Genomic DNA, 18,909 nt, shown 5'->3' on the forward strand with positions numbered 1-18,909 from the left:
TGCAACAAAAGCAGTATCTGTACCGCTCTGTTTATCTTTGTTTAGGGTGCCATGCAAGCAAACCCAACCTTCGCTCTCTTTCCAGACTGAGAGTTTGAGCCATTGACTATATGTGGCAATGACCTCTTCAGCTTGGCGGGCAAGCACTCCCGATAAAACAATGCGTCCGCCTAATTTCATCTTATTTACCAGTGCAGGTGCAAGCACTTGCAGTGGGTTGGCCAAAATATTAGCCATCACGATGTCGTATTTGGTCTCAGCGGCGAGTTCAACCGCACCTTCGTTTGGCAGAACAAAGCGAATGGTGGTGTTATTGATTTCTGCATTGCTACGGGCTGCAACCATGGCTTGGGGGTCGATATCAGTACCGACGACGGGATTGCAACCCAGCTTTGCCGCAGCAATTGCCAAAATTCCTGAGCCACAGCCGTAATCCAAGAGGCTTTGGTTTTGTAAATTACCTTGTTGTTCAAGCCAAAGTAGGCATAAATGCGTAGTGGGATGACTGCCTGTACCAAAGGCAAGTCCAGGATCAACAGCAAGACAAATCGCATTCGGATCACTTGGCGCATCGTGCCATGAAGGTACTACCCAAATGCGTTCACCAATCTGAATGGGGGCAAATTGACTTTGCGTAAGTCTGACCCAATCTTGTTCTTCAACCGTCTTTTCTTGAGGAGGCGCTAACTGGAAGCCGGCCTCTTTAAGGGATTCCAGCAACTCAGGAATAAACTCTGCGGAACCCGATGCATCAATATCGGGATTAAAGAGAGCGGTTACAGCGGATCGATCCCAGGCTTGTACTTCTGGAGAAAGTCCCGGCTCTCCATAGAGAGGGTTTTCATCGTATCCGCCAGCGGCGTCGTCTTCAACAGTGACTGATAGGGCGCCCAATTCCAAAAGCGCATCACCCAGAGGTTCTGCGATTTCAGCTGCTACCGTGAATACCAGCTCACGATAAGACATCGGGCGCCTGCATTAATTAGGATTTACCGCGACTTGCAGCTTGCTCTTCTAAGCGATGCTCCAAGTAATGAATGCTGGTACCGCCTTCAATGAAGTTGGGATCAAGCATCAGTTCACGATGAAGTGGCACGTTGGTTGTAATTCCATCAATCACCATTTCGGACAAAGCAATTTGCATACGACGAATGGCTTGCTCGCGAGTATTGCCGTAAGAAATGAGTTTGCCAATCATAGAGTCGTAATTGGATGGCACTACATAACCGCTATAAGCATGTGAGTCGACGCGAATGCCAGGACCGCCCGGCATATGGAATGAACCAATCTTGCCTGGGCTTGGAGTGAATTTGAATGGATCTTCAGCATTTAAGCGGCACTCAATGGCATGTCCACGGAAAACGATATCTTTCTGGCGATAACTGAGTTTTAGGCCAGCAGTAATACGAATCTGCTCTTGAACAATGTCCACGCCCGTAATCATTTCAGTAACCGGGTGCTCTACTTGAACACGGGTATTCATCTCAATGAAGAAGAACTCACCATTTTCATAAAGGAATTCGAATGTGCCTGCGCCGCGGTAGCCAATCTTGCGACAAGCTTCTGCACAACGCTCGCCAATTTTGGCGATTAGACGGCGATCAATGCCGGGTGCCGGAGCTTCCTCAATCACTTTTTGGTGACGACGCTGCATGGAGCAATCGCGTTCACCCAGCCAAATCGCGTTGCCATGGGTATCAGCCAGAATTTGAATCTCTACGTGTCGAGGTTTTTCTAAAAACTTCTCCATATAGACTTCTGGGTTGCCAAAGGCGCGACCAGCTTCTTCGCGAGTCATATTCACCGCATTGATTAAGTGCGCTTCTGTGTGAACCACGCGCATACCGCGTCCACCACCACCACCAGCCGCTTTAATAATGACTGGGTAGCCTACTTTTTTTGCTGCTGCAACGATCTCTTTTGGATTATCAGGAAGAGCACCTTCAGATCCGGGAACGCAAGGCACACCCGCTTTAATCATGGCGCGTTTAGCAGAAACCTTGTCACCCATTAAACGAATAGATGCTGCCGTAGGCCCGATAAAGGCAAAGCCAGATTTCTCAACGCGTTCAGCAAAGTCTGCGTTTTCGGAAAGGAAGCCATACCCAGGATGGATTGCTTCTGCATCAGTTACTTCTGCTGCAGAAATAATCGCTGGCATATTGAGATAGCTTAGCGGAGACGGCGCTGGTCCAATGCACACCGCTTCATCAGCGAGCCTCACATACTTGGCTTCTTTATCTGCGGTTGAATACACCACCACAGTTTTAATTCCCAACTCGCGGCATGCGCGTTGGATGCGGAGAGCAATTTCTCCCCGATTGGCAATCAGAATCTTATCGAACATGTCGGCTCTGAGTTAAGTAACGGTGAATTGGAATAGATCTAAGTTGATCTATTAGGCGATGATGAAAAGAGGTTGGTCAAATTCAACACCTTGACCGTTTTCACACAGAATTTCTTTGATCACACCTGCTTTTTCAGACTCAATTTCATTGAGCAACTTCATTGCTTCAATAATGCAAAGGGTTTGACCTACTTTGACGGTATCGCCAATGCTGACGAAGTTTGGAGACTCTGGATTTGGTGCTCGATAGAAAGTGCCCACCATTGGGGACTTCGCAACAAAACCAGTTTCAGTAGCGGGAGCTTCAACAGCCGCTACTGGGGCAGGAGAATTAGGAACTGGGGCAGCCTGAAGAGATGGTGCTGGCGCCGGATTGGCATAAACCATTTGGCCAGCAGGAGCTGGAGATCCGGCGTTGACGATGCGAACGCGATCTTCACCTTCATTTACTTCTAACTCAGAAATACCTGATTCAGAGACTAAGTCGATCAAGGTTTTTAGTTTTCTCAGATCCATACGAGTGCTTCCTCTCTTGTAATTCTTTAAATAGATTTACTTCTTTAGACGTGTAATAGCTGCTTGGAGTGCTAATTCATAGCCAATTGCGCCAAGCCCACAAATAACTCCCGTCGCAATATCAGACAAGTAGGAGTGCTTGCGGAATTCTTCGCGCTGGTGAATATTGGATAAATGAATTTCAATAAATGGAATGGCTACACCGGCTAGAACATCCCGAAGGGCAACGCTAGTGTGGGTAAAAGCACCTGGGTTAATGATGATGAAATCAACACCATCTACTTTTGCCTTTTGAATGCGATCAATTAATTCACCTTCATGATTGCTTTGATAGGTGTCCAAATCAATAGACTGAGCTTTGGCTAGTTCACCCAGCCTTTGATGAATGTCTTCCAGAGTCGTTTTGCCGTAAACATCGGGTTCACGGGTGCCTAATAGGTTTAGGTTTGGGCCCTGAATTACGAGAATTGAAGCTTTTTTCGACATAGATCCCTGTTTTTAGAGGCAGTTAAGCGTTAATTGACGATCTGGGCTTTCCGCCCTACATACAACTTCATGCTCGATTGCTTATGAAGGGAAGTATACCTTCATAAGATAGATAGAAAGCCAAAAAATTGCCTCAAAAATAGGAATTTTCTGAACTTTTAAATGCAGATATTGAAAAATAATGAATATATTACCTAAAATTTAGGCGAAGGCAGATCAAAAATGAGTCGTTAAAATTACCTAAAATTCATTATAAAGCTGATTTAATTGCACTTCTGAGCTCATCTTCGCTTATTTTTCCTAATTTGCTGTAATTTGACTTGCCTTTGGCATTAATGATGATGGTGTAGGGAAGGGCGCCTTGAGAATTGCCCATTTGCTTTGAAAGAGCGCTGCCTTGCAAACCACCAATCATGATGGGGTAGCTAACTGGGGTTTTTTCGAGAAATTCACGAATGTTAGAGGGAGAATCGATACCGATGCCGACAAATAAGACATTTTGCTGCAAAAATTCTTGCTGAAGCTTATCTAAAGTGGGCATTTCTTCAACACAAGGAGGGCACCAGGAGGCCCAAAAGTTCACTACCAGGACTTTTCCTTGCCATTCTTGGGTATTGGCAGTTTTTCCATCCGGAGTTTGCCAGGGGTTATCAAAAAAAGCTTTTACGGCTGGATCGCTAGCCAACCCAGTTTTATAAATCCATTGTGAGGTCAGCACCCCTCCAGTAAGCGCTATGAGGCCTGTTAGGGCAATCATGATCCATTGTCTGCGGTTCACTGCAACTCCTTCGCTAAAATTCGTTAATGCATATACATATCTTGGGCATTTGCGGTACTTTCATGGGCGGCATTGCCGCAATCGCCAGGCAGGCTGGACACCGCGTTACAGGCTGCGATGCCAACGTATATCCACCAATGAGTACGCAGCTTGAAGCACAAGGCATCGAACTGATTGAGGGATTCTCACCCGAGCAATTATCTCAGTTTGAGACCATGCCTGATTTATTCGTGATTGGCAATGTGGTTTCACGCGGCAATCCGTTAATGGAGGCAATTCTGAATCAAGGTCTGCCCTATATTTCTGGTCCGCAGTGGTTGGGTGAGCAAGTTTTATATGGCAGACATGTTTTAGCTGTTGCTGGCACACATGGCAAGACGACTACTTCGGCGATGCTGACTTGGATTTTAGAATTCAACGGCTATAAACCAGGATATCTCATTGGCGGCGTGCCTTTGAACTTCACGGTATCTGCGCGTTTGGGTGAAAGTAAATATTTTGTAATCGAGGCGGATGAATACGACACTGCATTCTTTGATAAGCGTAGTAAGTTTGTGCACTATCGCCCACGTACCGCCCTATTAAATAATTTGGAATTTGATCACGCTGATATTTTTGCTGACCTTGCTGCAATCGAAACCCAGTTTCACCATTTAGTACGTACCGTACCTGGTGATGGCTTATTGGTAGTAAATGGCGAAGAGCCAGCATTAGCAAGTGTGATTACACGTGGTGCTTGGGCCCCTGTAGAGCGCTTTGGCCAAGAGCTTGCAAATGAATGGTCCTTAATTTCGCAAGAGAATGACGGATTTATTGTGCGCAAGTCCGGTAAGGAAGTGGCAACCGTAAAGTGGGCGCCTGATTCTGGGGTGATGGGTCGACACAATCAACTGAATGCGCTTGCTGCGATTGCTTCCGCTAACCACATTGGAATTACTCCAGCGGATTCTGCGCGCGCCTTGTCTGAGTTTAAGAATGTGAAGCGCCGTTTAGAAACGATTGGCGTTGCAAATGACATTACGGTCTACGACGATTTTGCACATCATCCAACAGCAATCACCACAACTGTGGATGGTCTTCGTCGGCGCGTTGGCAAGTCTCGCATCCTGGCGGTATTGGAACCGCGTTCCAATACGATGAAGCTTGGCGTGATGAAAGCTCAACTTCCTGGCAGTCTTGAGGCTGCAGATAAAGTTTTTGCTTATGGCGCAAACTCAGGGAAAGAATCATTAGGGTGGGATTTGGCCGAGGTCTTATCCCCGTTAAACCAGCAGGAACAGGCTAAAGCACAGGCTTTCGATGATCTTGAAGCTTTAGTGAAAGCGGTTGCCCAAGAAGCAAGGCCAGGGGATCATATCTTGGTTATGAGTAATGGCGGATTTGGCGGCGTGCATCAAAAAATATTAAAAGCCATTTCGGCAAAGTAAGAAAATACAGAAAGTAAAAAATGGGCGATAGATTAAAAGACAAAGTAGCCATCATCACCGGTGCCGCTAAAGGCATTGGGTTCGCTACTGCCCAGCGTTTTTCGGAAGAGGGTGCGAAAGTTATCATCACCGATATCAACCAAGAAGCTGTCAATGGAGCGGCCAAACAAGTGGCCAATGCTGAAGGCTACGCAATGAATGTGACTGATCGCGCAAGCATTCAGGCGGTAGTGGATCAGGTAATGCAAAAACATGGACATATTGATATCTTGATTAATAACGCTGGCATCACTCAAGATGCGCGCTTAATTAAGATGACCGAGGCACAGTTTGATACGGTAATTGATGTCAACTTAAAGGGTGTATTTAATTGTACTCAGCTGATTGTTCCGCACATGCTCGAGGCTGGCTCCGGCGCAGTAGTGAATGCATCTAGCGTCGTAGGTCTCTACGGTAATTTTGGCCAAACCAATTACTCGGCTACAAAATTTGGCGTCATTGGTTTTACAAAAACCTGGGCTCGCGAATTAGGCCCTAAAGGTATTCGAGTCAATGCAGTGTGTCCTGGTTTTATCGCCACCGAAATGGTGAAAGCTATGCCAGAAAATATTTTGCAGGATATTGAGAGGCGTAGCTGGTTGGGCCGTCTAGGCACTCCTACAGAAATGGCGAATGTGTATTTGTTCCTAGCTAGCGATGAGGCAAGCTATGTCAATGGTGTGGCACTAGAGGCTAGCGGCGGGATCTCGCTCTAAGCATGAATCTTTTATATGAAGAGGGTGGCGATATTAAGATCGCTACAGTTCAGTCTGCATCTGGTGCGGGAGATGCAGAGTCTTGGCAGGCTACCAGCCTTTCAGGTAAAAAAATCAAACTCAAAGCCAAAGAGGTCTGGCTGCGCTTTGAAAAGCCAGAAGCACAAGCTGCTATGGATGAGGCCAACACACTCAGTGCCGATATTGATTTGCAGTTACTTTGGGATTGTGCGCCTGATGAAGAGTTTGGTTTGGTAGATGTGGCTCAGGAGTACTTTGGATCACAAGTCAGCGTTCCGCAGCAAGTGGCATTAGCCATTGCTTTGCAAGGTGCCCCTGTATTTTTTCGTCGCAAAGGACGTGGCCGCTTTCAGAGGGCGCCACTAGAGCAGCTGCAGGCAGGTCTGGCCGCATTAGAGCGCAAGCAAAAAGAGCTTGAGCAGCAATCGGTTTGGCAACAGGAATTGGTTGATGGAACTTTCCCTGAAACGCTCAAGTCTTCAGCCAAGCAATTACTTTTTTCTCCCGATAAAAATACGTCTGCGTACAAGGCGCTTATTGCTGCCTGTACCGAGACCGGTGAATCTCCAGCTCAACTGATAATTCGTTGTGGCGCAATTGATTCACCCTTGGCTTATCACCAGGGAATGTTTCTTAAAGCGCATTTTCCAAATGGTGCGAATCACAATCCAGCTATTGGGGTTGATCAAGCAGCATATGCATCTGCTATAGCTGAGCTGCCAGTCGCCCAAGTGCAGGCATTTTCAATCGATGATTCCGGTACTACTGAGATTGATGATGCTCTATCAGTCACGCCAATTGAGGGCGGTCATAGGGTGGGCATTCATATTGCGGCTCCAGGATTAGCGATTACTAAAGATGACCCATTGGATCAAGTCGCTCGCAATCGAATGTCAACAGCGTATTTCCCTGGCGACAAAATTACGATGTTGCCTGATTCGGTCATTGAGCAATTCTCATTGGATGAGGGCATGCCAAGACCTGCTTTATCAATCTATGTAGATATTGATGCTCAAGGAGTGGTGAATCGCGAGACCTTGCAGATGCGATCTGAAATGGTCCCAATGGCAGCTAATTTACGCTTAGAGGATATCGAGCATCTTGTGAGTGAAGAAAGTTTGGCGGATGAGTTTGCAAGCTATCCTTATCGCAAAGAATTAGCTATCTTGTGGCGGGCCGCTAAGCATCTTCATGCTGGACGCCAAGAAAAGCGAGTAGCAAATGGTTTGCGGGCTGAGCAATTAGGGCTCATTGACCCCAATGCTTTGGCTAGAGATTTTCATTTCCTAATCCAAGAAGTGGATGGAGTTCAGCGTGTAGAGATCCTACCGCGTCAACGTGGGTCTATTTTGGACACTATTGTTGCTGAATGGATGATTTTCTGTAACAGCGCTTCTGGTCAGCTTCTGGCAGATCACGGTCTTCCTGGCTTATTTAGAACCCAGAAGGGTTGGGGTCCATTGCGTACTCGCATGCAGATCACTCCTGGGCCGCATGAAGGATTGGGCTTGGACTATTACGCTTGGTGTACTTCGCCTTTGCGCCGGTATTCTGATTTAGTCAATCAATGGCAATTAATTGCACTTGCGAAGCATGGCGTCGCCGCCAAAATGGTTGCGCCATTTCCGCCGCGTGATGCAACCCTGATGGGAATTGCGGCTGACTTCGAATCTTGTTACCAGGCTTATGGTGAGTTCCAGGACCGACTAGAGAAATATTGGTGTTTGCGTTGGGTTGTGCAAGACGGTGAATCAAAGACAGTGCATGTTCGTCATTTGAAGGAGGGTATGTCTCGCGTGGAGTTGGTCCCACTACACTTGCCCATTCCTGAATTAGCAACCCATCCCCGCATGACTCGAGCAGAAGTGGTCATTGCTGACGTAGATTTATTGCAACTGAGCGTAGGCGTTCGTGTTTTGGAGATTGAAGCAAAGGCAGAATCCCCTGAAAAGGAATCGGCTGACCAGGGCGTAGATTCTGGGTCAGGAGCATCAGACAATCCAGAAGAAGATGCTAGCCCAAATTAAATCCTTTGAGATTCCATGCCCTGAGAAGCTGGGCAAAGTCTTGCATTACCTTGGCCGCACGTGGAATCGCTACCCGTTTCGTTTTGCCTTATGTGCCTCGATTCTGATTCATATTGTGTTTTTATCATTTCGCTGGGGTATTGGGGAAATTCAGAATCGCAGACTTAATACGCCCTTAAGTGTGGTTTTAGTCAATGCCAGCAATAAAACACCTCCCCTAAAAGCTAGCAAATTAGCTCAAGCTGATTTACAGGGCGGTGGCAAAACAGAGAGTCAAGATGCAACAGCGCTACATCGCGCTCGATTGGGTGCTGAAGCAAGACTTGAAGTTTTGGAGAAACAGCAAAAGCAAATGCTGGCAAAGTTAGATGAACAGCGCAATCGATCTGGCGGTCGTAAGAGTGGTGATGAGCAAAAAATTACTCCTCAACTAAATTCTTTAGAGGCTGAGTTAGCAAAGCGACTCCAGTCAGATGGCAGGGAGCCAAGGCGCAAGGTCTTAACTGGCGCTAATACAAAGGCAGTGAGCTTTGCACATTATTACGATGCCATGCGCCAAAAAATTGAAGCTTATGGCAGTGCTTTTTTCCCCAGGGCGAATGGGCGCCCCTTATATGGCAGCCTAGTGATCGTAGTGAGTGTGGATAACCAGGGAAGGATCACTTCAAATGCTCGGGGTAAAGATGGGCTCTCAATTGGCCGCAGCTCCGGTAATCCTGAGTTAGATCGCCAAGCCCTCGCCATCGTCAGAGCTTCCGCCCCATTTGGCCCTTTTCCTTCAGAAATGCGTAATCAAATCGATGTATTGGATTGGATCTCGACTTTTGAGTTCACGCGGGATGGGATAGATCGTTTAGAGCTACGTCATTAAAGCAATAACTAACTTTATAAATTCGCTTATTCTGTAATCATTATGAGTTCCGTAAATACCACCCCTTTGCATACAGACCCAAGCCTCTTTGCTGGCGTAGATGTCTATGCTGTGGCTGGTAATCCGATTGTTCACAGCAAGTCTCCAGTAATCCATCAACGTTTTGCGGAGCAAGCAAAACAACGAATGCACTATGGGCGTCTACAACCCGAGTTGGAGGCTTTTGCAGAAGTAGCCAAAGCGTTTTTTTCTGCGGGCGGCAAGGGAATGAACGTCACCGTACCATTCAAACTTGATGCACAAAATTTAGCTGATGTATTGACGCCCCGCGCGCAATTGGCAGGCGCGGTCAATACCTTGTGGAAAACAGAGGGCAAAATTTTTGGTGACAATACTGATGGCGCCGGTCTCGTGCGCGATCTTTTAGCGCAAGGCATTGCATTACATAGCGCCCGCATTTTGTTGATTGGCGCTGGTGGAGCTGCGCGCGGTGTGATTGGTCCTTTGTTGGAGCAAGCTCCTAAAGCTCTCATCATTGCAAACCGCTCCAGTGCTAAAGCAGATGAATTGGTTAAGTTATTTGCTGATCTAGCCGCCTCTAAGGAAGTGGCTTTAGAGTCGCGAACATTGGCTGATTTAGAGGATCCTGCAAAAACACAGTACCCATTTGATTTGGTAATTAATGCCACTGCTGCTGGCCTCACGGATGAGTCCCCCTTAAGTTCAATGGCAGTGAGCAATATTTTTGTACCCAGTTCTTTTGCTTATGACATGGTCTATGGCAAAACCACTGCCTTTATGCAGCAAGCTCTTCAACGGGGTGCGCGGGTTAGTGATGGCCTTGGTATGTTGGTCGAGCAGGCGGCTGATGCATTCTTGCTATGGCGAGGTGCGCAGTTGGCAGCCTCTATTGATCCTCGCGTAGTGTTGGCAGAGTTACGTAGTTAAATTATTCTGATGCGCTGGCTTCTTTATCCAGTGAAGTGTTTGCTAGCGGGGCTTATCGCTATGCAAATCTTTTTTGCCCTGCAGATTGCTTTGTGGACTGTTTTAGATCCGAGTAGTACTGCATTCCAGAGGGCAGAGCGTTGGCGCCTATGTTCATGGCATTGGAGTTGCTCAGTGCAATCCCAGTGGGCGCCTTATGACAAGATCTCCAATAATCTCAAGCGCGCAGTGCTGGTCAGTGAAGATGATATCTTCTTTCAGCATAGTGGCGTTCGGGTAGAGGATATGCAAAAAGCTTGGCAGAAGAATCAACAGCAAAATCAGCAAAACACCCAATCAGGCAATAAATCAAAAACAGCTTTGCGAGGTGGTTCAACCATTACGCAGCAGTTGGCAAAGAATTTATTCCTTTCCTCGGAGCAAAACTATTTACGCAAAGGACAAGAGCTCATCATTACGGGGCTTTTAGAGTTAATACTCTCTAAACAGAGATTGTTTGAGATTTATCTCAATTCTGTTGAGTGGGGCGAGGGTGTTTTTGGAGTTGGCGCTGCCTCTAAACACTATTTTGCTATTTCGCCAGCAGTTTTAGACCGAGAGCAGGCTGCGGCTCTAGCTTCTGCCTTGCCTGCGCCAAAGTGTTTTGATAAACAGCAGTATTGCCGTCGAGGAAGTATTAACTACTCTGCTCGCCAAGAATTTATCTTGGAGAATATGGACCGAGTAGCTCTGGCGCCTTATCCAAAGAAATAAGGGCGCTTAGTTTTCTTGGTTATTTATTTGCTGCAGCTCTGAGAGCATCGCGCGTACTCAGGGCAACTGCCCTGGCAGCTTCTGCAAAATCACTTCCAGAGCTGGCGTACAGAATGGCTCGGGAAGAGTTGATGATCATGCCAGTTCCTGGCTTGCCTACAATCTTTCCGGCGCTGACTGTAGCGTCTATATCGCCGCCTTGTGCACCTATACCTGGAATCAACAAAGGCATCTCACCAACAATGGCTCGTACTTTGGCAATTTCCTCTGGGAAGGTGGCTCCGACGACTAGGCTAACCTGACCGGACGTATTCCATTGCTGTGCAGCGAGTTTAGCTACATGCAAATACAGCGGTTCACCATTAGGGGCAATATTCAGAAACTGCAAATCTGACCCGCCAGGGTTTGAGGTCCGGCACAAGACGATGACTCCTTTGCCGGCATGCTTAAGGTAAGGCTCGATCGTGTCAAAGCCCATATAGGGGTTCACAGTTACCGCATCAGCGCCATAGCGATCAAAGGCCTCCAGAGCGTAATGGTCTGCGGTGCTGCCAATATCCCCACGCTTGGAATCGAGAATTACAGGAATATGGGGGTATTTATCTTTGAGATGCTGAATCAGTTTTTCTAGTTGAGCCTCGGCTCTTTGGGAGGCAAAGTAGGCAAACTGGGGTTTAAAGGCACAGACCAAATCCGCAGTCGCGTCAGCGATTTCACGGCAGAACTCATAGATGGCTTCTGGATTCCCTTGTAGGGATGGGGGTAAGCGCTTAGGATCTGGGTCAAAACCAACGCACAGCATGCTGCCTTGGGAAGCCCATGCAGACTGGAGTTGCTGGTTAAAGGTATTTGAGCGAGAGTTCATTGGATTTAGCTTATTTTAGTGAAACTGTGATGTTCTATAGGATAAACTAGCGCACATTCCTTAGGAGTTCACCATGATCAACTTGTTCGTCCTGCAAAATGGCCGCCTCTCTCAAGAGCAAGTCGAAGATCGCAATGAATTGTTGCAATATGCCAATCCTATCTGGATTGACGTGGTTGATCCAGAAGAAGAGGAATTAATCTGGATTAAAGAGGCGTTTGGCGTACTCTTGCCTGAGTTGGATGACTTGGGTGACTTAGAAGCTTCTGCGCGTTACTTTGAAGCAGATGATGGCCACCTCCATATTCGTACCGATTTCTTATTGGATGAAGAAGAAACTTCTCGTAACGTTCGAGTCGCCTTCGTTCTTACCAAGCAAGTATTGTTCTCGATTCATGATGAAGATTTGCCAGTGTTCCGCTTGGTTCGCTTGCGTGCGCGTTTGCGTCCTGGATCAGTAAGTAATGCAAAAGATGTATTGCTAGATTTATATTCAACTGATGCCGAGTACTCTGCAGATGCTTTAGAAGAGGTTTATGAAAACCTGGAACAAGCAGGTAAGCGCGTACTTTCTGACAGCATTAATGATGCTGATGCTGCAGAGGTTTTGGAGACAATTGCAAAAGAGGAAGATACCAACGGACGTATTCGTCGCAATGTGATGGATACCCGTAGAGCCTTATCTTTCCTAATGCGCAGCAAGTTACTCTCCGATGAGCAGCAAGAGGAAGCGCGTCAAATTTTGCGTGATATTGATTCACTCGAAAACCATACTGCCTTCTTGTTCGACAAAATTAACTTCTTAATGGATGCGACCGTTGGTTTCATTAATTTGAATCAATCCAAAATTATTAAGATCTTCTCGGTGGTATCCGTAGCTTTAATGCCGCCAACATTGCTCGCAAGTGTTTGGGGCATGAACTACAAACACATGCCTGAGTTAGATGCGACTTGGGGTTACCCAATGGCGATTGGTGCGATGGTTATTTCTGCGATCATCCCGCTAGGTTATTTCCACAGCAAAGGCTGGATGAAGTAATCGGCGGTTTGGAGTTTCTTTTAGCTTCTGAGTAGAGCAATTAGCTCGGTAAGTGCGAACTCGGTTGCTTGCTCTCTCACCTTTTGACGATCGCCGTCAAAACGCATGGTTTTGGTCTGGGTTTGATTTGCAGTTGCCCAGCCAAACCAAACAGTTCCAACCGGTTTTTCGGGTGTGCCACCAGATGGCCCTGCCACTCCGGTGATGGAGATCGCCACATTGCCCCCCGAATTGATCCTGGCACCCTCGGCCATAGCCCTGGCAACGGCCTCGCTGACTGCCCCATGGGTCTCGATGATCTCTGCTGGCACCCCAAGGCATTCAGTTTTGGCTTCGTTGCTATAGGTAATGTACCCACGTTCAAACCATTCGCTTGATCCCGCCAATTCAGTCAAGGTGGCACAGACCAGTCCGCCAGTACATGACTCGGCCAGCGATACCGTCCAGTTTCTGGAAAGCAAAATTTCAGCTAATGTTTTGGTGAGGTCAGTAGTCTTCATTATTGAATTAAAAACTGTAGCAAAGCAATGACAAGTAGCGTACAAAAGGCAGCCGCAAGATCATCAACCACAATGCCAAAACCACGCCAAGTAATTTGTAAGATGCTGGAGGAATGACTACTATCACCTGCCGAATGTTTAAAGTGACGATCAATTATTCCAATGGGGCCAGGTTTAATTGCATCGAAATAACGGAATAGTGCAAATGCAAGAATCTGCATCCAAATATTCGTTGGCATGATGAAGATGAGGACTAGCCAAAAGGCAACAATCTCATCCCATACAATTCCGCCAAAATCTTTTTTACCAAGCTCTTCGCTGACATGTCCGCAGATCCAGCAGCCAAGCAGGATGCCGCCACCAATAATCCAGAGAAAGTCTTCAGTACTCAGAAAATATTCTCCCACTAGAAAGGCCGCCCAGGCCCAAAGCGTACCGGCAGTACCTGGTGCTACCGGGCTGAGCCCGCTGCCAAAGCCAAATGCAATGGTTCGGCTAGCAGTTTGAAATACCCACTTAAACGTTGGCTTTACTTCTGAGGAATGATGAATATTCGTCATGATGCAAAGTGATCAAATGAATTTAAAAATGGCGCAGCTTCAACGTCACTCAAAAGGGTGCCGGAATCATCTAATAAATCTACTTTTACCTCGACATCTTTTTTTGAAACTATTTTGCCAATGATAGTGAGAGGTAATCCGATCGATTTACTGATGGCTTGAATATTCTCGCGCTGACTTGCTGGAGCAGTGAAGCAGATTTCATAATCATCACCACCGCATGCGGCGAATTGATTTTGAATACTCACATTTTGTTTTTGTAGTGTGGCCGATTTTGGTAATTGATCCAACTGAATTTCTGCATCGACTTGTGACTGCTTCAAAATGTGACGTAAGTCGCCAAGAAGACCATCGGATACATCCAAAGCAGCGCTTGCAATATTTCTGAGTTGCATACCCAATTCAATTCTGGGTGTGGGGTTGTGCATGCGGCGCTCTATTTTCTGTAAATCCTCGGCAGGCAGGATAATTTCATGACGCAGTGCAGCAAGAATGAGTCTGGCATCGCCAACAGTTCCAGAAACCCAGATGTCATCACCAGCTTTTGCACCTGATCTGCGAATGGCTTTTCCAGTGGGAATTGAGCCAAAGGCAGTAATAGAGATCGTAAGTGGTCCAGCAGTAGTGTCCCCGCCAATAAGGGGGCAGGAATACTCTTTAGCGATGGCAAAAAGACCCTTAGAAAATGCCTCCAGCCATGCGTGGTCTACTGTTGGCAGGGCAATGGCCAGCGTAAACCCAGTAGGCTTTGCGCCCATGGCGGCGAGGTCTGAGAGGTTGACTGCTAGGGCTTTGCGGCCTAATTGCTCGGGAGCGGCGCCTACAAAAAAATGCCTACCTTCAACTAGCATGTCACTAGTAATGGCAATTTCCTCGTCCCCTCGCGGTTGGATCAGCGCGCAGTCATCGCCGATTCCTAGGGTGACTGCCTGGTCTACATTTATGCGCAATGAGTCCGAACCCGTTTTAAAAAAACGTTCGATCAGATCAAATTCCCCAAAGGGTTTGGAATGAGAGGACATACCCCATTTTATGGTGGTTATGTGGTCAGCGCCCGGGAGGAATAGAATTAAGCTCTTAACAGTCTTAGATAAAACAAAGATAAGACGAAATTTAGCGAGCTAGTGAATGAGCAAAGAAAATAATAAAGAGCAACAAATTGCGGCCTTAAGAGAGGCTGCCCTCCAGTACCACGAGTTTCCTACTCCGGGCAAAATTGAAATTGCCCCCACAAAACAACTAACCAACCAACGAGATCTAGCCTTGGCATACACGCCAGGTGTTGCCGCTCCTTGCGAAGAGATCGTTAAAGACCCTGCGAATGCATTCAAGTACACAGCACGTGGAAATTTAGTGGGCGTGATCACGAACGGTACTGCTGTTTTGGGTTTAGGCAATATTGGACCATTAGCAAGTAAGCCAGTGATGGAGGGTAAAGCAGTTCTCTTTAAGAAATTTGCTGGCATTGATGTTTTCGATATCGAAGTCAATGAAAACGATCCAGACAAATTAGTGGAAATTATTGCGGCATTAGAGCCAACATTTGGCGGCATTAATTTAGAAGATATTAAAGCGCCTGACTGTTTCGTAGTAGAGCGAAAGTTGCAAGCGCGCATGAAGATCCCGGTCTTCCATGACGACCAGCATGGTACGGCGATTGTGGTTGCAGCCGCTATTCTCAATGGCTTGAAGGTGGTTGGCAAAAAAGTAGAGGACGTAAAACTCGTTACCTCTGGAGCAGGTGCAGCAGCATTGGCTTGTTTAGATTTACTAGTTGATCTTGGTATTCAACGCAAAAATATCTGGGTAACGGACTTGGCTGGCGTTGCTTACAAAGGTCGAAAAGAGTTGATGGATCCAGAGAAGGAGCCATTCTGCCAAGATACTGATTTACGCACACTCGATCAAGCAATTGAAGGTGCCGATATTTTCTTGGGCCTTTCTGCTGGCGGTGTTCTGAAACAAGACATGGTGAAGAAGATGGCGCCTAAGCCATTGGTATATGCCTTGGCTAATCCAACCCCAGAAATCTTGCCTGAAGAAGTCAAAGCAGTTCGTCCGGATGCGGTGATGGCGACTGGTCGCACTGACTATCCTAACCAAGTGAATAACGTACTGTGTTTTCCATTCATCTTCCGCGGGGCGTTAGATGTTGGTGCAACGACCATTACTCGCGGCATGGAAGTCGCAGCAGTAAAGGCTGTAGCTGAGTTGGCCCAGGCTGAGCAGAGTGAAGTGGTTGCTTCCGTTTACGGCATTGAGAACCTTTCTTTTGGCGCGGAGTATTTGATTCCAAAACCATTTGATCCGCGTTTGATTACTGTAATTGCACCAGCCGTTGCTAAAGCCGCAATGGATGATGGCGTAGCTTCACGTCCGATTAAAGATTTCGATGCCTATCGCAATCAGTTGCAACAATTTGTGTACCACTCTGGTACTTTGATGAAACCACTCTTTAGCATCGCTAAACGTGTACCTGCAAATCAAAAACGGATTGTCTTTGCTGAGGGCGAAGATGAGCGCGTATTACGTGCTGTACAGATCATTATTGACGAACACTTGGCAACTCCAATTTTGATTGGTCGTCCTGCTGTTATTGAGCATCGCATTGGGAAGTTTGGTCTTCGCATGAAGGCTGGCGATGACTTTGAGATAGTAAATCCAGAAAACGATCCACGTTACCGTGATTTCTGGCAAACCTACCTTGGCCTTACAGAACGTAAGGGCGTCACAGAGTCTTTCGCCAAGCTAGAGATGCGCCGCCGCAATAGTTTGATTGGTTCCATCATGATCATTAAAGGCATGGCTGATGGCATGATTTGTGGAACGGTAGGTAATTCTGCAACGCATCTGAAATATGTAGATGAGGTGGTTGGTCGTGAAGCTGGTGCGAATGTTTATGGTGCGATGTCTGGTTTGATTTTGCCTGGCCGCCAAGTATTCTTGCTTGATACCCATATCAACATTGATCCAACTGCTTGTGAATTAACTGAGCTCACTTTGATGGCTGCAAGCGAAATGCGTAAGCTGGGTCTCGTACCAAAAGTAGCGCTACTTTCTCATTCCAATTTTGGTTCAAGCAACGCGCCATCCGCAGTCAAAATGCGCGAAGTATTGGCAATGATTCAAAAAGCAGATCCAACCTTGGAAGTTGATGGTGAAATGCACGGCGATAGCGCTTTGGATGCAACGATTCGCGCGGGTGCGGTAACTTCATCACCATTGAAGGGTGATGCGAATCTTTTAGTTCTGCCAAATATTGATGCGGCGAATATTTCTTACAACTTGCTTAAAACAGCAGCAGGTAATGGGATTGCAATTGGCCCATTACTTTTAGGTGTTGCTAAGCCGATTCATATTTTGACTCCGGCAGCTACAGTTCGCCGTATTGTGAATGTGACAACTTTGGCGGTTGTGGAAGCTGCAAGCAACGCAAGAGGCATTTCTTAAGCTGTATAAGTACTATTAAATTATGTAAGTTAGTGATAACTTACATAATTTATTTCTATATAAATCAGTGTGTTACATAAAATGCACTGTATTTGGGCTTGATTTGATGGCGTGTTACGGGTAACCTAGCACCCATCATGAATAATCGCTCTGAAAACAGCAATACAGCCAGCTTCGAAGAACATAGCCGCGCTGAAAGTTGGGATAGCAATGATCGACTGGAAACCGAATCATCCGCTGCCAATATTTATGCTGAAGGCGGTTTATCTCGTTTACAAACCTATGCAGCAAATCAAGTTTCGGGGAAAAAAGTGACAGCTTCTTGGCGTGCCGCTTTGGCCGTTCGCGATGCCGGACCGCCGGCAATGTTGCGCAGTGTGCGCCCTAATATTGTGCAATCAATTCGTGCCTTCCGTACTCCGGATTTGCAGGAAGCGGCAACAGAATTAGGCCAACACTTCATTTATGCCAATTGCGCTAATGCAATGACTAAGGGTGAGGTTTTGGAGTCTATTGCGATTGCTTATTCGTTTACTAAGCAGCAGGCAAAAAACTACGATCCTTTATTAGACGCTTTGACTACTACAGTTGATAAGTCTGGTCCGCAGCCTGGCTTCGTTGTCGTACTCGAAGGTTTGCCATGCACTCAGAAGTTTGACAAAGAAGCTCGTGAAACGTTGTTAGACGTTTTCCGTGATGCTGTTGATTTCTGGGCTGAACGCCGCACTCCATATCGCGTCTTCTACTCTTTCGCTTAATCGCTAAGGCCTCAGAAGTTCCATAAATCGCCTCTTATTTGAGGCGATTTTGCATTTCAGGGTTCCATACGCTATGAACGGCTGTAATCGCCACCACGCCAGCAGTTTCTGTTCTCAGTACTCGCTCACCTAGGGAAACTAGTTGATAGCCTGCAGCCTCTGCCTGAGCCTCTTCTTCGGGAGAATGGCCACCTTCAGGTCCAATCATTAATACAACATCTTGGGGTTCACTCTTTATGAGCACGGAATACAAGCTTTTGGTGGCATCAGGACTCAGTAGTAGCTTTAAGGCTGGTTTTGGAGTTGCCTTTAAATAGCTCTCAAAAGTTTGGATGGGCTCTAGGTTCGCAAAGACAGTGCGGTCGCATTGTTCGCATGCTGCCTGAATAATGCCTTCCCAGTGAGCAAGGCGTTTTTGGGCGCGCTCAGCATCGCTTGAGCGTGTCAGTTTCAAGATAGAGCGTTCACATTGCATCGGCGCAATATTTTGGGCGCCAGTCTCAACCGCTTTTTCGACAATCCAGTCCATTTTGTCGCCGCCAGCCAGTCCCTGGGCCAGGGTAATGGCATATGGGGTCTCGCGGTGGGTATCTTCGCGGATGTCGGTTAATTGAACTTGACCTGTTTTTCCGCTTAAAGCAAGGAGTTCTCCCTTGGCAACCTGGCCTTTTCCATCAAATACTGGGAAGAATTCCCCGGTCTGAATGCGTCGAACACGCAAATGGTGGGCAACCTCAGGTGTGAGGGTAGTTGGCTTTTGGGATTCCCATGGCCCGGGAAGATAAAATTGAGGCATTACTGAAATATA

Annotated in this window: 18 protein-coding genes and 1 pseudogene; 9 read left to right on the forward strand and 10 right to left on the reverse strand. The window is 46.9% G+C overall.

Going from position 1 to position 18,909, the window contains the following annotated elements; genetic code table 11:
- Nucleotides 1-45: 45 nt before the first annotated feature.
- The 5 genes and pseudogenes from prmA to ICN23_RS05420 all read right to left on the reverse strand — a co-directional run.
- A pseudogene (gene prmA, locus ICN23_RS10015) lies at nucleotides 46-966 on the reverse strand (50S ribosomal protein L11 methyltransferase); the annotation flags it as partial.
- Nucleotides 967-982: 16 nt separating this feature from the next.
- The gene (gene accC, locus ICN23_RS05405) at nucleotides 983-2,347 is read right to left on the reverse strand and encodes an acetyl-CoA carboxylase biotin carboxylase subunit (protein ID WP_216231224.1); all 1,365 of its coding nucleotides are present in this window, start codon (nucleotides 2,345-2,347) and stop codon (nucleotides 983-985) included.
- Between the two features lie 51 nt (nucleotides 2,348-2,398).
- The gene (accB, locus tag ICN23_RS05410; RefSeq protein ID WP_216231225.1) at nucleotides 2,399-2,863 is read right to left on the reverse strand and encodes an acetyl-CoA carboxylase biotin carboxyl carrier protein; all 465 of its coding nucleotides are present in this window, start codon (nucleotides 2,861-2,863) and stop codon (nucleotides 2,399-2,401) included.
- A gap of 36 nt (nucleotides 2,864-2,899) precedes the next feature.
- Nucleotides 2,900-3,349: a type II 3-dehydroquinate dehydratase gene (aroQ, locus tag ICN23_RS05415; protein ID WP_216231226.1), complete on the reverse strand. Its 450-nt coding sequence runs from the start codon at nucleotides 3,347-3,349 to the stop codon at nucleotides 2,900-2,902.
- Nucleotides 3,350-3,599: 250 nt separating this feature from the next.
- Nucleotides 3,600-4,127 carry a redoxin family protein gene (locus ICN23_RS05420; RefSeq protein ID WP_216231227.1) on the reverse strand — a complete coding sequence of 176 codons (528 nt, stop codon included), beginning with the start codon at nucleotides 4,125-4,127 and terminating at the stop codon, nucleotides 3,600-3,602.
- A gap of 26 nt (nucleotides 4,128-4,153) precedes the next feature.
- Between ICN23_RS05420 and mpl the strand changes: the two genes are divergently transcribed.
- From mpl to mtgA, 6 genes are read left to right on the forward strand one after another with little or no spacing between them, the layout of a single operon-like run.
- Nucleotides 4,154-5,554: a UDP-N-acetylmuramate:L-alanyl-gamma-D-glutamyl-meso-diaminopimelate ligase gene (gene mpl, locus ICN23_RS05425; protein ID WP_216231228.1), complete on the forward strand. Its 1,401-nt coding sequence runs from the start codon at nucleotides 4,154-4,156 to the stop codon at nucleotides 5,552-5,554.
- A 20-nt stretch (nucleotides 5,555-5,574) separates the two neighbouring features.
- Nucleotides 5,575-6,309 (forward strand): 3-oxoacyl-ACP reductase FabG, encoded by a 735-nt coding sequence (gene fabG, locus ICN23_RS05430; RefSeq protein WP_216231229.1) that lies wholly within the window; start codon nucleotides 5,575-5,577, stop codon nucleotides 6,307-6,309.
- 2 nt (nucleotides 6,310-6,311) lie between these two features.
- A complete protein-coding gene (locus ICN23_RS05435) occupies nucleotides 6,312-8,357 on the forward strand; it encodes a ribonuclease catalytic domain-containing protein (protein ID WP_216231230.1) in 2,046 nt (681 codons plus the stop codon).
- On the forward strand, nucleotides 8,341-9,228 hold the full coding sequence (locus tag ICN23_RS05440) for an energy transducer TonB (RefSeq protein ID WP_216231231.1): 888 nt from the start codon (nucleotides 8,341-8,343) through the stop codon (nucleotides 9,226-9,228). Before ICN23_RS05435 ends, ICN23_RS05440 begins: the two co-directional genes overlap by 17 nt.
- Nucleotides 9,229-9,270: 42 nt before the next feature.
- A complete protein-coding gene (aroE, locus tag ICN23_RS05445; protein ID WP_216231232.1) occupies nucleotides 9,271-10,176 on the forward strand; it encodes a shikimate dehydrogenase in 906 nt (301 codons plus the stop codon).
- 9 nt (nucleotides 10,177-10,185) lie between these two features.
- Nucleotides 10,186-10,929, forward strand: coding sequence for a monofunctional biosynthetic peptidoglycan transglycosylase (mtgA, locus tag ICN23_RS05450; RefSeq protein ID WP_216231233.1), 744 nt, complete (start codon nucleotides 10,186-10,188; stop codon nucleotides 10,927-10,929).
- 19 nt (nucleotides 10,930-10,948) lie between these two features.
- Here mtgA and pyrF read toward each other — a convergent pair whose 3' ends face one another.
- Nucleotides 10,949-11,794 (reverse strand): orotidine-5'-phosphate decarboxylase, encoded by an 846-nt coding sequence (gene pyrF / locus ICN23_RS05455; protein ID WP_216231234.1) that lies wholly within the window; start codon nucleotides 11,792-11,794, stop codon nucleotides 10,949-10,951.
- A gap of 73 nt (nucleotides 11,795-11,867) precedes the next feature.
- Here pyrF and corA point away from each other — a divergent pair, with 73 nt between their 5' ends.
- On the forward strand, nucleotides 11,868-12,833 hold the full coding sequence (corA, locus tag ICN23_RS05460) for a magnesium/cobalt transporter CorA (protein ID WP_216213576.1): 966 nt from the start codon (nucleotides 11,868-11,870) through the stop codon (nucleotides 12,831-12,833).
- A 20-nt stretch (nucleotides 12,834-12,853) separates the two neighbouring features.
- Here the strand turns inward: corA and ICN23_RS05465 are convergent, their stop codons facing one another.
- From ICN23_RS05465 to thiL, 3 genes are read right to left on the reverse strand one after another with little or no spacing between them, the layout of a single operon-like run.
- Nucleotides 12,854-13,333 (reverse strand): CinA family protein, encoded by a 480-nt coding sequence (locus ICN23_RS05465; RefSeq protein ID WP_216231235.1) that lies wholly within the window; start codon nucleotides 13,331-13,333, stop codon nucleotides 12,854-12,856.
- The gene (locus ICN23_RS05470) at nucleotides 13,333-13,893 is read right to left on the reverse strand and encodes a phosphatidylglycerophosphatase A (protein ID WP_216231236.1); all 561 of its coding nucleotides are present in this window, start codon (nucleotides 13,891-13,893) and stop codon (nucleotides 13,333-13,335) included. The genes ICN23_RS05465 and ICN23_RS05470 overlap by 1 nt, the downstream gene beginning before the upstream one ends.
- The gene (gene thiL / locus ICN23_RS05475; RefSeq protein ID WP_216231237.1) at nucleotides 13,890-14,915 is read right to left on the reverse strand and encodes a thiamine-phosphate kinase; all 1,026 of its coding nucleotides are present in this window, start codon (nucleotides 14,913-14,915) and stop codon (nucleotides 13,890-13,892) included. Before thiL ends, ICN23_RS05470 begins: the two co-directional genes overlap by 4 nt.
- A 106-nt stretch (nucleotides 14,916-15,021) precedes the next feature.
- On the opposite strand from thiL, the gene ICN23_RS05480 reads away from it, so the two are divergent.
- Both ICN23_RS05480 and ICN23_RS05485 read left to right on the forward strand, forming a co-directional pair.
- Nucleotides 15,022-17,343: an NADP-dependent malic enzyme gene (locus tag ICN23_RS05480; protein WP_216231238.1), complete on the forward strand. Its 2,322-nt coding sequence runs from the start codon at nucleotides 15,022-15,024 to the stop codon at nucleotides 17,341-17,343.
- 137 nt (nucleotides 17,344-17,480) lie between these two features.
- On the forward strand, nucleotides 17,481-18,101 hold the full coding sequence (locus ICN23_RS05485) for a barstar family protein (RefSeq protein WP_216184501.1): 621 nt from the start codon (nucleotides 17,481-17,483) through the stop codon (nucleotides 18,099-18,101).
- Nucleotides 18,102-18,135: 34 nt separating this feature from the next.
- On the opposite strand, the gene ICN23_RS05490 is transcribed toward ICN23_RS05485, so the two are convergent.
- Nucleotides 18,136-18,897: a 16S rRNA (uracil(1498)-N(3))-methyltransferase gene (locus ICN23_RS05490; protein WP_216231239.1), complete on the reverse strand. Its 762-nt coding sequence runs from the start codon at nucleotides 18,895-18,897 to the stop codon at nucleotides 18,136-18,138.
- Between the last annotated feature and the right edge of the window lie 12 nt (nucleotides 18,898-18,909).

This window comes from Polynucleobacter sp. MWH-Jannik1A5, assembly GCF_018881795.1.
In the GTDB taxonomy this organism is placed as follows: Bacteria; Pseudomonadota; Gammaproteobacteria; order Burkholderiales; family Burkholderiaceae; genus Polynucleobacter.